Source organism: Micromonospora sp. WMMD1155 (assembly GCF_029581275.1).
Taxonomy (GTDB): domain Bacteria; phylum Actinomycetota; class Actinomycetes; order Mycobacteriales; family Micromonosporaceae; genus Micromonospora.
This window is the reverse complement of the sequence record NZ_CP120742.1, coordinates 4931193-4945563: the sequence shown is the minus strand read 5'-3', so window position 1 is coordinate 4945563 and position 14371 is coordinate 4931193. Positions and strand designations below refer to the sequence as shown.

The 14371-nt window shown below is 72.4% G+C and carries 12 protein-coding genes; 4 read left to right on the top strand and 8 right to left on the bottom strand.

Annotation, left to right across the window (positions count from 1 at the left end):
- Window positions 1–34: 34 nt before the first annotated feature.
- The 4 genes from O7617_RS22755 to O7617_RS22740 form a co-directional block, all read right to left on the bottom strand.
- Window positions 35–571, bottom strand: a complete 537-nt coding sequence (locus tag O7617_RS22755) for a hypothetical protein (RefSeq protein ID WP_282258006.1) — start codon at window positions 569–571, stop codon at window positions 35–37.
- Window positions 568–1647 carry a hypothetical protein gene (locus tag O7617_RS22750; protein WP_282258004.1) on the bottom strand — a complete coding sequence of 360 codons (1080 nt, stop codon included), beginning with the start codon at window positions 1645–1647 and terminating at the stop codon, window positions 568–570. The genes O7617_RS22755 and O7617_RS22750 overlap by 4 nt, the downstream gene beginning before the upstream one ends.
- A 239-nt stretch (window positions 1648–1886) precedes the next feature.
- A complete protein-coding gene (locus tag O7617_RS22745) occupies window positions 1887–2678 on the bottom strand; it encodes an SDR family oxidoreductase (RefSeq protein WP_282258002.1) in 792 nt (263 codons plus the stop codon).
- On the bottom strand, window positions 2675–3658 hold the full coding sequence (locus O7617_RS22740) for an LLM class F420-dependent oxidoreductase (RefSeq protein WP_282264841.1): 984 nt from the start codon (window positions 3656–3658) through the stop codon (window positions 2675–2677). The genes O7617_RS22745 and O7617_RS22740 overlap by 4 nt, the downstream gene beginning before the upstream one ends.
- Window positions 3659–3813: 155 nt before the next feature.
- Here O7617_RS22740 and O7617_RS22735 point away from each other — a divergent pair, with 155 nt between their 5' ends.
- Both O7617_RS22735 and O7617_RS22730 read left to right on the top strand, forming a co-directional pair.
- Window positions 3814–5034: a low temperature requirement protein A gene (locus O7617_RS22735; protein ID WP_282258000.1), complete on the top strand. Its 1221-nt coding sequence runs from the start codon at window positions 3814–3816 to the stop codon at window positions 5032–5034.
- 51 nt (window positions 5035–5085) lie between these two features.
- Window positions 5086–5949, top strand: coding sequence for a DUF1028 domain-containing protein (locus O7617_RS22730; protein ID WP_282257997.1), 864 nt, complete (start codon window positions 5086–5088; stop codon window positions 5947–5949).
- A 144-nt stretch (window positions 5950–6093) separates the two neighbouring features.
- Here the strand turns inward: O7617_RS22730 and O7617_RS22725 are convergent, their stop codons facing one another.
- Both O7617_RS22725 and O7617_RS22720 read right to left on the bottom strand, forming a co-directional pair.
- Window positions 6094–6762 (bottom strand): maleylpyruvate isomerase N-terminal domain-containing protein, encoded by a 669-nt coding sequence (locus tag O7617_RS22725; RefSeq protein ID WP_282257995.1) that lies wholly within the window; start codon window positions 6760–6762, stop codon window positions 6094–6096.
- Window positions 6763–6770: 8 nt separating this feature from the next.
- Complete coding sequence (locus tag O7617_RS22720; protein ID WP_282264840.1) at window positions 6771–7658, bottom strand: phosphatase PAP2 family protein; 888 nt, start codon at window positions 7656–7658, stop codon at window positions 6771–6773.
- Between the two features lie 83 nt (window positions 7659–7741).
- Here O7617_RS22720 and O7617_RS22715 point away from each other — a divergent pair, with 83 nt between their 5' ends.
- Window positions 7742–8476, top strand: coding sequence for a DUF3159 domain-containing protein (locus O7617_RS22715; protein ID WP_282257993.1), 735 nt, complete (start codon window positions 7742–7744; stop codon window positions 8474–8476).
- A gap of 322 nt (window positions 8477–8798) precedes the next feature.
- On the opposite strand, the gene O7617_RS22710 is transcribed toward O7617_RS22715, so the two are convergent.
- Window positions 8799–11705 (bottom strand): glycoside hydrolase family 48 protein, encoded by a 2907-nt coding sequence (locus tag O7617_RS22710; RefSeq protein ID WP_282257991.1) that lies wholly within the window; start codon window positions 11703–11705, stop codon window positions 8799–8801.
- Between the two features lie 831 nt (window positions 11706–12536).
- Here O7617_RS22710 and O7617_RS22705 point away from each other — a divergent pair.
- Entirely contained in the window at window positions 12537–13880 is a 1344-nt protein-coding gene (locus tag O7617_RS22705; RefSeq protein WP_282257989.1) for a GH1 family beta-glucosidase, read from the top strand.
- 75 nt (window positions 13881–13955) lie between these two features.
- Here O7617_RS22705 and O7617_RS22700 read toward each other — a convergent pair whose 3' ends face one another.
- Complete coding sequence (locus O7617_RS22700; RefSeq protein WP_203148617.1) at window positions 13956–14369, bottom strand: roadblock/LC7 domain-containing protein; 414 nt, start codon at window positions 14367–14369, stop codon at window positions 13956–13958.
- Window positions 14370–14371: the final 2 nt, after the last annotated feature.

The window sequence follows — 14371 nt, the reverse complement described above, 5'->3', positions numbered from 1 at the left end:
ACCGGCGGGCGTCTTTCTGACGCAAACCTCTTGATCAACCCAGGCGGTGGTCCGCCGGGGGTCGGCGGGGGCGGGTGGCGCGGCGGCCGTAGTCGGCGGCTACGGCGATGACGAGGGGCCCCCAGGCGAGCATCGGCGCGTAGTAGCGCAGCACCTCCCAGGTCGGTGCCGGACGCGCCGGCTCGTCGCGGCCTATTCCCACCCACCCGCGCTCCACGAAGTGGAACCTGCTGTTCAGGAACAGGTAGACGCAGATGGCGACCAGCAGCGCACCGCCGATCAGCGCGACCAGCACGACCGGGCGTGCCGGAACGAGACGGCCGCCGAGCAGTGGCACCCAGCGCGGAAGTCGCTGTCCCCAGCGATGCACCAGGCCGAGGGTCGACAGCGCCAGCCCCATCGACAGGACGGACAGGAAGATCATGTACCACGAGGTGACGGCATCGTCGGTGACCAGCAGGGACAGTCGCCAGAGCGCGGACGGCAGGACGCACAGCGGGACGGCGTAGGCGGCCCAGACGGCCCAGCGTGGCGGGTCGGCGGCCCAGGTGCGGTGGGAGTCGGTGGTCATGAGCGCTCCAATCGTGGACGGACCGAGCCGGGCAGGGAATCCGCCGGCTCCGGAGGCAGACGCGGCCGGGTGGCGAGGGCGTAACCGGTGGTCGTGACGCCGAGCGACACTCCCCAGCCGAGGAACACCAGCAGGGTGGCGCTGGTCGCCCAGCTCTCCCCCACCTCCGACCACTGCAGGTCTCCGGTGCGTAGCTGGTCGACGAACACCGCGACGCTCAGCACGCCGTAGGTGACCAACGCGAGCGCCACCACCCCGGCCGGGATCACCGCCAGTAGCCGGGGAACCCGCCGACCGCCCAACCCCGGCACCCAGCGTGGAAACTGCTGCCCCCACCGCTGCACCAGCCCGAGGACGAGCAGGCCGGCGAGCGGCGGGACGAGGGTGATCGCGAGGCCGGTCTCCGTCGAGAGATCCAGCTGGATCTCGTCCAGCTTCCGCTCGGAGATGCCGAACGGGACGCCGAGCACCCAGAGCCCGTGCGGCACGGCCCAGCCGACCACGGGCAGGGCGACAGCGGCGTACGCCCAGCGGCGCGTCCACCTCGGCACCGGCTGGTAGCCGGCAGGCGCTGGGCCGGGCCGGGGACCGGAGGCGTTCGCCAGCCCGGCGAACAGGACGCCACCGGCTGCCAGCGCGAGCCGGGCGCCGAGGTCACGCCAGTCCGAGGGGCGTCCCGTCAACGCCGCCGGAACCTCGAAGAGCAGGTGCAGCGGGAACGCGACGACCAGCAGCAGCGCGCTCGCCGCCCAACTCGCGGCGGACGCGGCGCGGCCCGGAGCCCGGATCGCGAAGCCGATGACCACCGCGAGCGCCACACCGACACCGACCGCGCCCCAACCCGCCCAGAACGGCAGCGTCCGCACCCGGTCCGCGCCGCATCCACCGGCCGGGTCGACCAGGGCGGTGCGGTCGCAGGCGGTGTACGCCCACCGGCCGCCCGCGATCCAGTACAGCCGCAGGGCCAACTCCCCCACGACGAAGACGGCACCGGCCACCGCCCAGCGTCTCGCCGCGCCGGGGTCGACGGATCGACTGACACGACCGGACGCCGGTGACCCCACACCCACATGCATGGATCAATGCTCTGCGGCGACGCCGCGCCACTCCTCCCCGACGTCGGGGGTCTCGCTCCCGCCGTCGGGGGATGGCCGCACGCGCCGCATCCGGCGTGCGACGCTCGTCGGGCTTGACCTTGACGCTGCGTCAACCCTCCATGCCGGCGGCCATGAGCATTCCGCCGACAACCAGACCGGCCCCGGAACCCGCGATCCGGACCAGAGCCCCGACCCGACCGGACCGACGCCCGACCGCGTCAGGCGGTCAGGCGACGGATGAGTTTGCGCATGCCGGCCTGCCAACCGTCCGGGTCCTCGGCGCGGCGGCGGGCGTAGTCGGCGACCTCCGGGTGCGGCAGGATCAGGAAGCGTTCCTCGGCCAACCCGGCGATGGCCGCGTCGGCGACCTGGTCCGGGGTGAGCACCGCACCGGACGCGGTGATCACCCGAGCGCCGAGGTGACCCTCGGCGATCCCGTCGGCGAGCATCGGGGTGTCCACGCCCTGCGGGCAGAGCGCGCTGACCCGGATGCCGCGGTCCCGGTAGGTGATGGCCAGCCACTCGGCGAACCCCACCGAGGCGTGCTTCGTCGCGGTGTACGCGGCGTCGCCCACCGCCGTCAGCACCCCCGCCGCCGAGCAGGTGTGCAGCAGGTGGCCGCCGCCCCGGGCGAGCATCCCGGGCAGCACCGCACGGGCCGAGTAGACGTGGGCGAGCACGTTGACCCGCCAGGCCCGGTCCCAGGCGGCGTCGTCGACCTCCACTCCCCCACCGGTGGTCACGCCCGCGTTGGCGCAGAACAGGTCGATCCGGCCGTACCGTGTCTCGGTGTCGGCGACCAGCTCGCGGACCTGGTCCTCGTCGGTGACGTCGAGGGCGGTGGCGTGCGCGACCGGGCCGATGCCCTCGGCCACCGCGTGGGCCGCCTCGGCGTCCAGGTCGGCGACCACCACCGCGGCGGCCCCCTCGGCGACGAACCGGCGCGACAGCGCGGCTCCGATCCCACCGGCGCCACCGGTGACCACCACGATCCGGTCGGTGAGGTTCACGCGGACGCTCCTTGCGGATCGACGCCCAACTGGGCGATGAGGGTGAGCAGCGCGGCCGCGCCGCCGGCGGTCACCTCCGGGGTGGGCAGCAGCGCGACGACCGGCACGTCCACGCCGGCGTCGACGTAGCGGCGCACCTGGGCGCGGCACCGCTCGGGCGTGCCGTGCAGCACCAGGGCGTCGACCACCTCGTCCGGCACCGCGGCACCGGCCCCCCGCCGGTCACCGGCGGCCCAGGCCTCCCACATCGGCGCGAGCGTCTCGCCGCGCCCGAGCCAGCGGTGGAACTCGGCGTACGCCGGAACGGTCAGGTAGCCGGTGATCAGGCGCCGGCCCAGCGCCCGGGCGTAGGTGGCGTCCTCGGTGGGGCACACGAAGATGCGCGCGGCGACCTCGAACCCGGGACGCCGCTCGCCCAGCTCGGCGAGGGCACGCGGCACGTCGTCGGCGCTGAGCCAGTTGAGGATGACCCCGTCGGCCTCAGCGCCGGCCAGCCGGAGCATCCCCGGGCGCAGTGCGGCGAGCAGGATCGGCGGCGGCACCGCCGGCGGCCGTTCCAGCGTGAACCGGCGGACGGTGAAGGTGTCGTAGACCTCGTCGACGGTGTCGCCGCGCAGCGCGGCGCGCAGGAAGCGCAGGACGTCGCGGGTGCGACGGAACGGCTCGTCGAACCGGACCGCGTTCCAGTCCCGGACCAGCACCGGTGAGGATGCCCCGATGCCGAGCGAGAACCGGCCCGGCGCGGCCTCGGCCAACGCCGCCGCGCTCATCGCCAGCAGCCCCGGCCCTCTGGTGAAGACCGGTGTGATCGCGGTGCCGAGCCGCAGCCGGGGCTGCCAGGCGGCGGCGAGCGCCAGCGGGGTGAACGCGTCGGTCCCGGCCACCTCCGACGACCACACGTCGGTGAACCCGGCCTGGTCGAGCGCCGCGTAGGCCGCGTCGTGGTGCGCCAGCGCGATCCCGCCCAGCGGCACCGTCATGCCCCATCGATTCGTCACCGATCGATCGTGCCCGTTGACGGGGCACGCGAGCAAGATCCCCGTACTGGGCAGAATCGCCGGTTTCCGGCGGTGCGTGCCGCCGCAGGGTGCTACGACTTCGAGGTGGACCGGACCGACGGCGCAGGCCGCTGACCATGGGTTCCAGGGCAGCGGGCGGCCTGGAGCCGGTCCCTGCGGCGACCGCTCCCGGCCGGGCCACCTTCCTCGAACTCTTCTTCGATCTGGTGTACGTCTTCGCGCTCACCCGGATCTCGGCGCGCGCGTTCGAGGACCTGACCGAGGAGTCGGGCCGGAAGCACGTCTGGGAGGCGGTCACCGGCAGCGGCAAGACCCTGCTGTTGCTGCTCGCGCTCTGGGCGGTCTGGCAGGGCACCGCGTGGACGACCAGCCGGTACGACCCCTACCGGGTGCCGTTGCAGACCGTGGTGATCACCGCGTTGGTGTGCAGCATGGTGATGGGGGTCGCGATCCCCCGGGCGTTCAGCGAGACGGCGCTGATGTTCGCGGTGGCGTACGTGATCGCGCAGGTGACCCGGCCGGTGATCCTGTCGTTCGCGCTGGGCGCACACCCGTACCGCCGGTTGAAGGTCCGCATGGCGATCGTCTTCGCCCTCACCGGGGTGCTGTGGATCAGCGGCGCGATGCTGAGCACCAACCTGCAGGTGACGTTCTGGACGGCGGCGCTGCTGATCGAGTACCTGGCCGCCCGCTGTGGCTGGCCGGTGCCGGGGCTGGGCCGCTCGAGAATCTCCAAGTGGGAGATCGCCGGCGAGCACCTGGCCGAGCGGTACCAGCAGTTCTTCCTCGTCGCGCTGGGCGAGACGATCCTGGTGGCCGGTTTCGCGTACAGCAAGGGCCCGTACGAGGCAGGGCACGCGTGGGCGTTCGCGCTGGCACTGGCCACCTCGATCATGCTGTGGCGGATCTACGTGCAGCGGGCCGGGCGGATCCTGGGCGAGGCGGTGACGAAGGCTCGGCACCCCGCCAGCATCGGCCGTTCCGCTGCCGACACCCACCTGGTGATGGTGATCGGTCTCGCTTCCACGGCGATCGGATACGAGCTGATCATCGAAGAACCGCTGGAGCGGATCCCCGGGCCGTGGCTGGTCATGGTGCTCGCCGGTCCGATCCTGTTCCTGGCCGGGCGGTCCCGCCTGGAGTACGAGGTGTTCGCACGGGTCTCCCCGTCCCGGTGGATCGCCCTCCTGGTGCTGCTGGCGTCGGCGGTGCCGCTGTGGCACCTGCCCGGGGTGGCCGCGACAGCGGTCGGGGCGTCGGTGCTGGCCGCGGTCGTGGTCGCCGACGCCCTTCGGGCGCGCGGCGCCCCACCGGAGCCCGCCTCGCCGCCGTTCTGAGGCGACGACGTACGGCGATGTCCTGCCGACGCGACCGGTTAATCTCGGCCGGTGACCTTCTCGCTCGTCGCCCGCTCCGCCGACGGCCGTCTACACGGCGTCGCCGTCGCCAGCAGGTTCCTCGCCGCCGGGGCGGTGGTGCCGGCCGCCGCCGCCGAGGTCGGCGCTCTGGCCACCCAGGCGCACGCCAACCTCGCCTACCGCCCGCAGGGCCTCGCCCTGCTCCGCACCGGCGTGGCCGCCGCCGACGTCGTGGCCGGGCTGGTCGCCGCCGACCCCGAGCGGGAGCACCGCCAACTCGGCGTCGTGGGGGCCGACGGTCCGGGTGCCGGCTGGACCGGGCCGTCCTGCATTCCGTGGGCCGGCGGGCGGACCGGCGACGGTTGGGCGGCGCAGGGCAACGTGCTCACCGGCCCGGAGGTCGTCGACGCGCTCGGCGAGGCGTGGCTCGCCGGGGCGGGGTTGCCGTTCGCCGAGCGGCTGGTGGCCGCGCTGCGGGCCGGCGACGAGGCCGGCGGTGACCGGCGGGGTCGGCAGAGCGCCGGGCTGCTGGTGGTCGAGCGCGGCGGCGGGTACGGCGGCACCAGCGACGTGGCCGTCGACCTTCGGGTGGACGACCACCCGGATCCGGTCGCCGAGCTGAGCCGGCTGCTCGCCGTGCACACCATGCTGTTCGGTCGGCCGGACCCGGCCACCCTGCTCGACCTGGCCGGGGCGGTCGCCGAGGAGGTCACCGCGTTGCTCAGGGCGCTGGGCCACCCGGTGGCCGACGACGGGCCGGAGGCGGCGTTGATCTCCTGGGCGGGGCTGGAGAACCTGGAGGAGCGGTTGGTGCCGGGCCGGATCGACCCGGTCGTCCTGACGCACCTGCGCGGCGTCGCCAGGCACGTTCCCGCACCCCGATCCGCGAGCTGACCGGCTCCCGACGAGCCGCGACCAGCGCCGACGACGATCCGACACCGGCGGCCACCGAGCCAGACCGTCGGCTGGCTCGGCGGCCACGGATCCGGAGCCGTCGGCTCGGCTCGGCAGCGATGGAGCCAGGGCCGTCGGAGAGGCTCAGCGGCCGAAGGCGAGCGGGCGGAACCCGGCCGCGTCGAGCGCGGCCCGTTCCGGGGCGGTCAGCGCCGCCCGGCCGGTGGTCTTGCGGATCAGGGTCACCCGGTCCCAGCCCAGACCGACCGGTGTGGGGTGCCCGCCGGTGAGCAGGTCGGCGATCACCTCGGCCGCCGGGGCGGTGAGCCACGGCGACCGGCCCAGAGCGGCTGCCAGGTCCAGACCGTGAACGCCCACCTCGACGACCCGGGTACGCAGGAACTCGGTGAGGAGCATCGCGTCCCCGTGGCGGGTCCGCACCACCCGGCCGGGCGGCGCGGCGGCCACCGCCGCCTCGGTGGCCCGCCACGCCCGCTCCACCTCGGCCGCCAAGGTCACCCGGTCCACCTGGAGCGCGTCGCGCCGCCCGCCGGCGATCCGGTCGGCGTCCACCTGCGGGGTGAACTTCGCCCGGGAGAAGTAACCGGCGGCGTCCACCTCGGCGCGGGGTGGGGCCGACGCGGCGAGCATGTCGGCCAGCCGGCCCACTCCGGTACGGATGTGGGCGATCAACTCCCGGACGGTCCACGGCGGGCAGTCGGTGGGACGGTCGAGGTCGGCGTCGACCAGGTCGGCCAGGACCTCGGTGAGGCGTACGCACTCGGCGGAGAACGCCGCACGGACCGGATCCATCGTCCGGCTCAGCCCTTGACCCGGGGCACGAGCCGGTGCACGACGGTGAGCACCAGCGCCATCACCACCGCCATCGTGCCGGCGATCCCGGCGGCGCTGCCGGCGTACCCGACGAACAGCGGCCAGCGGCTCAACTCCTGTGGCCCGGTGCCGCGCAACTCGATCAGCCAGGCCAGGGCCAGCCCACAGGCGACCAGGGCGACCACGCCGCCCACCCCGAGCACCAGCGCGGCGACCCGGTGCGCGTCGCCGGGGGCGATCTCGGCCTGCTCTCGTTGGGTGACCAGCAGGAGCAGCCCGGCCAACGCCGCCCACACACCCACCACCAGGTACGCGGCGACCGCGTCACTGGGTCGGTGCCAACCGGCGGAGAGGGTGGCGACCCCGGCGGCGGCGGCGTAACCGGCGCCGATGAAGGCGCCGGCCGCCCGCACCTTGCGTGGCAGGACGAGCATCAGCGCGACCGCCACCGACGCGGCCACTGTGGTGTGCCCGCTGGGCAGACTGTTGCCCACCCCGGCGCGCTCCGGGTCGAGGCCGAAGTCGGGGCGGCCCAGCCCGTACTTCAACAGCTGGGTGGTGACGTTCGCCCCGGCGATCAGCAGGGTCGCGGTGATGGCGAGGGCGATCCGCCCTCGGATCAGCGCGATGAAGCCGATCATCGCGGTGGCGGCCAGCAAAGAGACCACCGACATCGCGTTGAGGATCCGGTCGACGGGGCCGTCGATGGTGTCGTGCCCGATCCGGTTGCCCGTCAACGCGACGGTGTCCACCCACTGACCGACCTCGGTGTGCACGGCCACCCGCCACACGGCGAGGAAGGCAGCCGCCTGGACAAGGGCCAGTACGACCAACCAGACCGCGGTCCAACCCCGTGCCGTCGCGCGCATCCGCACACCGTAGCGGCCGATGTCGGCCAGCCGATCGGTGGCCCGCCGCGCGCCGACGGTTAGGTTGTGCCGGAGGCGAGGAGGCGGCGGTGGGCGGAGCACCGATGGGCGACGGCGGTCAGGCCACACCCGGCCCGGACCAGCAGGCGAACGCCGGTTCGGGCCCGGGAGAGTCGACGCGGGCCGAGTCGCTGGCCGATCTCCTGGGCGGGCGGCGGGGCGCCGTCGACGCCACCCTGCCGCCGCTGGCGTTCGCGATCGGCTGGCTGCTGGGCGGCGAGTCGCTGTGGGGTGGGGTCGGCGCGGCGTTGGCCGTGGGCGGAGTGGTGGCCGGTGTACGGCTGCGCCGCGGCGACCGACCGCGCTCGGTGCTCATCGGGTTGCTGGCGGTCTGCGTCGCGGCGTTGATCGCGGTACGTACCGGCCGGGCCGAGAACTTCTTTCTGCTCCAGGTGCTCTCGAATGCCGCCAGCGCGCTCGCCTGGGCGGTCAGCATCCTGGTGCGGTGGCCGCTGCTCGGGGTGCTGGTCGGCGCGGTGCTGGGCCAACGCGCCCGGTGGCGGCGCGACCCGGCGCTGCTGCGCGGGTACGGGCGGGCCAGTTGGGTGTGGACGGCGACCTACGTGCTGCGGCTCGTGGTGTTCGTTCCGCTCTACCTGGGTGGGCAGGTGCTCGCGCTGGTGGTGGCCCGGGTGGCCCTGACCTGGCCGCTGGTCGCGGCGGCGCTGGCGCTGAGCTGGGTGGTGCTGCGCCGGTCGCTGCCCGCCGGGCACCCGGGTCTGCGTCATCCGGTCGTCCCGGGCCCGGCCGGGCCGCCGCGCTGACCCGAACGGGGCGCACGGCGGCGACGGATCCCGGGCAAGAAAGAGGAGAGGCCGCCACGGGGGGAGCGGCCTCTCCGGTGACGTACGTTACTCCGTCGTGGACTTCGGCGTGATCCCGTGACGGCCCGAATTTCTGGGCTTTTTCGCGACTGGCTCCAGTCCGGGCGGTGGGGTGGGCCAGCCGATCCGCTGCGTCGGCCAGATGGCCGGCCCACCCCGGCCTGACCGTGGGTGTCAGGCCGTTCCTCGGTCGGGGTCCGTCGTTCCCCGGACCCCGACCGAATCCCGGGGTGGGCGGTCCACGCCACCCACCCCGGGTCGCTCAGCCGTTCGGGAACAGGCTGCCGTAGTCGGCGTACGCCATGGCGACGTCAGCCTGTGCCCAGAACCGGTGGTAGTTGAACTCGGGCTCCGGACCACCGTCCAGGTACGCCTGCACCTTGGGCCAGTCCGGGTCGTTCTTGTAGAAGGACCGGATGTCGAGGAAGCTCTTGCCGGCGGCGATGGCGTCACCGTTCGGCATCGTCCCGGTCCACCCCGGCGGGACGTAGAGGCCCTGCCCGGTGGACGCGTTGTAGACGTCGTCGAAGCGCCGGTAGTCGCCACGCTTCTCGGTGGTGGAGACACCCTTGGCGTCACTGGCGGCCGACAGCGCGTCGAGCAGCCCCTTGGCGGTGGTCTTGGCCGCCTCGTTGCCCGACTTGGCCGCGTACGCGATCAGGATCCGGGCGTAGGCGGCGGTGACACCGACGTCCTGGCCCTTGGAGATCACCTCGACGTGCAGGTTGGTGTTGGGCTGCGGGTTGCTCGGGTTCCAGGTGGTCGGCTGACCGGTCCACGCCATGTCCGACGGGATCGACCAGTTGGTGCCGAGCGTGGTGTTCGCGATCGCCCACGGCACCCACTTGTCCAGCAGCGCCTTGGCCTTCGCGTTGCCGGTCTGCAGGTACAGCTCGGCGATGCGCTGCATCGACCAGGTCTGCATGCCGAACCACTGGTTCGACGGCGGGTCGTTGTAGACCGGGTCGACGTCGTAGAACATGCCGTAGAAGGTGCTGGTGCCCGACGGCGGCTGTGCGTAGCTGCCGTCCCAGCTGTTGGTGGCACCGCCGGCGATGCCGCCCTCGGCGGACTGCAGCCAGGTGTAGAACTCCAGCTGCCGCTCGAAGCTCTTGGTCCAGTCGCTGGCGGCGGTCGGCGACTTCGGCGCCAGCTCCGGGGTGTTGGTCAGCGCCCAGGCCGCGAACGGGTTCTGGTAGCCGAAGTGGCTGTGGCTGGAGCCGATCCGCCAGGACCAGTTCTGGCTGGTGTCGTACGCGCCACCCCAGGCGTAGTACCAGGACAGCAGGTAGTGCGCCGAATCCCGGCCGCTGCCGGCGGGGCAGGTGCTCGCCCCGACGCAGTTGCCGATCTTCTTGAAGTACTTGTCGAACATCGCGTACCGCAGGTAGTCGCCCATCTTGGCGGCCTTGGTGATGGTCGCCGCGACGTCGGCCTGCTTGTTCTGCGCCTTGGCCCAGGTCAGCGCCCAGTACGCGGCCTGCACGGCGCGGGCGTCGGCGTCCGGGGCGTTGGTGTACTTCCACTGCTTGGCGGGGGCGCCGGTGTCCTTGACGAACAGGTCGAGGTAGCCGTACTGGCCGCCGTGCTCGAACGTGTCGCAGGACGGCTGCGGGATGGTCTCCCACACCGACTCCTGGGTGCCCCGCTGGAAGGTGTTGATGTAGGCGGGCTTGGTGGTGCCGTCACCGCAGCGGCCGAAGCCGTAGGTGTTGTCGACGTCCATCAGCCAGTGCATGCCGTAGATGTCGCCGGTGCCGTAGGTGGACTGCAGCTCCGAGCGGAGCGGGTCCTGCCCGACGGAGACGTTCGGGTTCAGCGCCGAGGGGTACTGGCTGGGCAGGTTGTACTCCGCGGCGTACTGCGGGGTGCCCGCAGACCCCGCAGTGGGCTGGTCTGAATGATTCGGAATTATATATTTTTCCATCACCGTCCAGGCGTTGTTGAACGGGGCCCAGTTCTGGGTGACCTTGCCGTAGTAGGCCTCCAGCCACAGCCAGAAGCTGAACGCCTCCGACGTGGTCTCGTGGCCGTGGTCGGGCGCCTCCACGATCAGCGTCTCCACCGAGTGGTACGGCACGCCCTCGGGGCTGAAGTAACCGGAGTTCTTGATCTTGCCGTACTGCTCGAGGAACTTCGCGATGTAGGTGTTGTCGCCGCCCGGGGTGTCGTTGTCGATCTCGGTGGCGGTGACCGCCAGCGAGGCGAGACCCGTGGCGGAGGCGGTGATGGTGGCGGCACCACCGGCGGTGTCGGCGTCCTCGGCCGCGGCGACCGTGACGGTGACCCCGGTGTTCCAGTTGCTCGACGTCAGCGTGGCGCTGGTCGGCGAGACCGTGATGTCGGCGTCGCCGGTGCGGGTGAGGGTGACCGGCACGCTCGCCGTCGGCGCGGCGCTGAGCTTCAGGTTGAAGGTGGCGGTACCACCCTCGGCGACGCTCACCGCGGACGGGGTGGCCACCAGCGTCGGGCCGGTGGCGGCGCCGACGGTGAACGCCTTCTCGTCGACCCCGATGCCGTTGGCGTTGTCGTACGCCTTGGCCTGCACGGTGTAGCTGCCGGCCGGCAGGTCCTCCTGCGTGTAGGAGTACGGCGCGGAGGTGTCGGTGTTGATCAGCAGGCCGTTGCGGTAGAACTCGACCTTGCTGATCGTCCCGTCCGGGTCACTGGCGGTGGCGGTCAACGGCACGTCGGCCGGCGCGGTGAACGGGCCGCTCGGCAGGCCGAGCGAGACCGTCGGCGGCTGGTTGGCCGGGGTGCCGTTGCAGGGGGTGCCGTTCAGGGTGAACGAGGTTGGCTTGGGGTTGCTCCCCGAGTGCGCGCCGTTGAAACCGATCGTGGTGGAGGCCCCGGTGCCGAGGTTGCCGTTGTACGACTCGTTCGTCGCGGTGACCTCGCTGCCGGTCTGGCTGTATCTGGCCGACCAGCCCTGGGTGACCCGCTGGCCGCTGTTCGGGAAGGTCCACTTGAGCGTCCAGTTGCTGATCGGGTCGCCCAGGTTCTTGATGGTGACGTTGGCGGTGAAGCCGGTGTTCCAGTCGTTGGTCGCGTAGACCACGTCGCAGGCGGGGGCGGCCTGCGCGGCGCCGGCAGGCAGGGTCACCCCGCCGACGGCGAGCAACGCGGCGGCGGCGATCGCCACGCGACGGCGTATTGCCAGTTGTCTCATGTGCGCGGTGTCTCCTCGGGCGAGGCCGGGATGGTCCCGGCGGGGCGCCTGCCCGCGAGGGTGGTGGTCCGCGGGGAGTCAAGGCGCCGGGATGGTGGTCTCCCCCGGGCCCGGCCGGGGTGGGTCGGTGCGGCCTGCACGGGAGGGGGTCCCGCCGGCTGCGGTGGGGTGACCGTGACCGGAGGTGATGCCGCCGGCTGCCCTCGGTGGACCCGCACTCACGCGATCTGGCTCCTGCCGCGCTGAATCGACAGTGTGCCATGGAAGCGCTCCCACAACAAGCCGGATCGGCTCCTTGTTTCGATCTTGTTTTGGGTCTTTCACAAAGGCGTGACGGGCGTTACAGTCGCAACATCGGTCGATGGGAGCGCTTCCATCGACAAGGTTCCAACTAGAAGATCGCCGGCGCTGCCTCCGGGCAGGGTCGGGGAACCCGACCGATGGTCGACGACGGGCCAGCCCGGACGCCGTCGTCAACCATCGTCCCGCCACATGGAGGGAGGTGGAACCAGAGCCACTCGCGTGGCCCGGCTCCCGCGCGACACGCATGACAGGACCCAAATTCCGCGTGCGTGTGTGCAGTTACGGTGGGGACGGGGGTTGCCCTCCCCCGTCCCCACACTAAACCCCCGTACACGATAGGAAAAGAGGCCGACGGGACAGGCGCGGTGCGCCGCCCGGACGGCCTCGTTCGCTGCTCGGGGCCATACCCGCCACCACCCCGCCAGCCCCGGCCGTCAGGACGGACGGATGACCGGCAGGCCGCGTCTGCCCTATCATGGGAGCGCTCCCGAATCTTCGGCGGTGGCCCCGTATCCATGAGGAGAATCCATGTCGATACCTAATGGGCCCGCCAGCCCGCTCCGCTTCCCGGAGGACTTCGGCTGGGGCGCGGCAACCTCCGCGTACCAGATCGAGGGCGCCGCCAAGGAGGACGGGCGCGGCGAATCGGTCTGGGACACCTTCAGCCGCGTCCCGGGGCGCACCCGCAACGGCGACACCGGCGACGTGGCCATCGACCACTATCACCGCTACGCCGAGGACCTCGACCTCATGCGCGACCTCGGCCTGCGCAGCTACCGCTTCTCCATCTCCTGGCCCCGGATCCAGCCCGACGGCACCGGCACGCCCAACCAACGCGGGCTCGACTTCTACCGCCGCCTCCTCGACGGCCTCCACGAACGCGGCATCACCCCGATGGCCACCCTGTTCCACTGGGATCTCCCCCAGGCACTGCAGGACGCCGGCGGCTGGGAGTCCCGCGACACCGCCCACCGCTTCGCCGACTACGCCGACCTGGTCTTCCGCGCTCTCGGCGACCGGGTGCCGGCCTGGCTCACCGTCAACGAACCCAAGACCGTCGTGCAGAACGGCTACCTCACCGGCCACCACGCCCCCGGCCGGCAGGACCCGGACGCCGCCTACCTGGTCGCCCACCACCTGCAGCTCGCGCACGGGCTCGCCGTCGCCGCACTGCGCGCCGGTGGCAGCGACAGCCGGATCGGTCCGGCGCTCAACCTGCACCCCTGCTACGCCGCCGACGACTCCCCGCAGGCCGCCGCGGCCGCCCACCTCTACGACGGCTACGAGAACCGCCTCTACCTCGACTCGATCCTCCGGGGGAGCTATCCCGAAGACGTGCTGGCCGACCTGGGCCCGGGCAGCCGGATGGTCCAGGGCATCCGCGACGGTGACCTGGCGATCATCTCCGCGCCCGTCGACCTGCTGGCCGTGCAGTACTACACGCCGATCTACGTCACCGCCGACGGCGGCACCGCACACCGCTGGGTGACCTCGGAGGCCGCCTGGCAGCAGATCTACCCCGAGGGGCTGTACGACCTGCTGACCCGGGTCACCCGCGACTACGGCCCGATCCCACTCACCATCACCGAGAACGGGCTGCCCACACCGGACACCCTGGCCGCGGACGACACCGTCCAGGACACGGGCCGGATCAGCTTCCTGCGCGACCACCTCGCCGCCGCACACCGGGCCATCGCCGACGGCGTGCCACTGGAGAGCTTCCACGTCTGGTCGCTGCTCGACAACTTCGAGTGGGACGCCGGATACGACCAGCGCTGGGGTCTGGTCTACGTGGACTACGCGACCCAGCGACGGGTGCCCAAGAGCAGCGCCGCGTGGTACCGCTCCGTCATCGCCGACGGCGGCTTCTGAGCGCGCGGCCACCCGGACGGCCGGGCCCGGACGGCTCGGATGAGCCGGTGACCGTCCGGGCCCCGGCCGACGCACTCAGCGGGGCAACGCCTGCTGCAACTCCGCCCGCAGCGCCGGGGTGAGCATCTCCCCCGCCTGCTTGGCCAACCGGGCCATCTCGTAGCCCACCACGCCGATGTCCGCGTCACCGGCGGCCAACGTGGCCAGGATCGAGCCGTCGCGGATCTGCATCACCAGGAAGTACCCGCGGCCCATCTCGACCACCGTCTGCTTGACGACATCCCCGTCGAACATCTGGGCCGCTCCGGCGGTGATGCTCATCAACCCGGAGGTGACCGCCGCGAGCTTGTCCGCGTTGTCGCGCGGCAGGTGATCGGAGATCGCCACCAACAGCCCGTCGGAGGAGACCACCACCGCGTGCGCCACGCCCGGCACCCGCTCCGCGAACGCGCTCACCAGCCAGCTCAGGTCACGCGCCTCCTGGCTCAACG

Coding starts and splice junctions, on each gene's coding strand:
- O7617_RS22710 (WP_282257991.1), bottom strand. CDS start 11,705: ATGAGACAACTGGCAATACGCCGTCGCGTGGCGATCGCCGCCGCCGCG.
- O7617_RS22725 (WP_282257995.1), bottom strand. CDS start 6,762: ATGGATCCGGTCCGTGCGGCGTTCTCCGCCGAGTGCGTACGCCTCACC.
- O7617_RS22740 (WP_282264841.1), bottom strand. CDS start 3,658: ATGACGGTGCCGCTGGGCGGGATCGCGCTGGCGCACCACGACGCGGCC.
- O7617_RS22755 (WP_282258006.1), bottom strand. CDS start 571: ATGACCACCGACTCCCACCGCACCTGGGCCGCCGACCCGCCACGCTGG.
- O7617_RS22705 (WP_282257989.1), top strand. CDS start 12,537: ATGTCGATACCTAATGGGCCCGCCAGCCCGCTCCGCTTCCCGGAGGAC.
- O7617_RS22750 (WP_282258004.1), bottom strand. CDS start 1,647: ATGCATGTGGGTGTGGGGTCACCGGCGTCCGGTCGTGTCAGTCGATCC.
- O7617_RS22735 (WP_282258000.1), top strand. CDS start 3,814: ATGGGTTCCAGGGCAGCGGGCGGCCTGGAGCCGGTCCCTGCGGCGACC.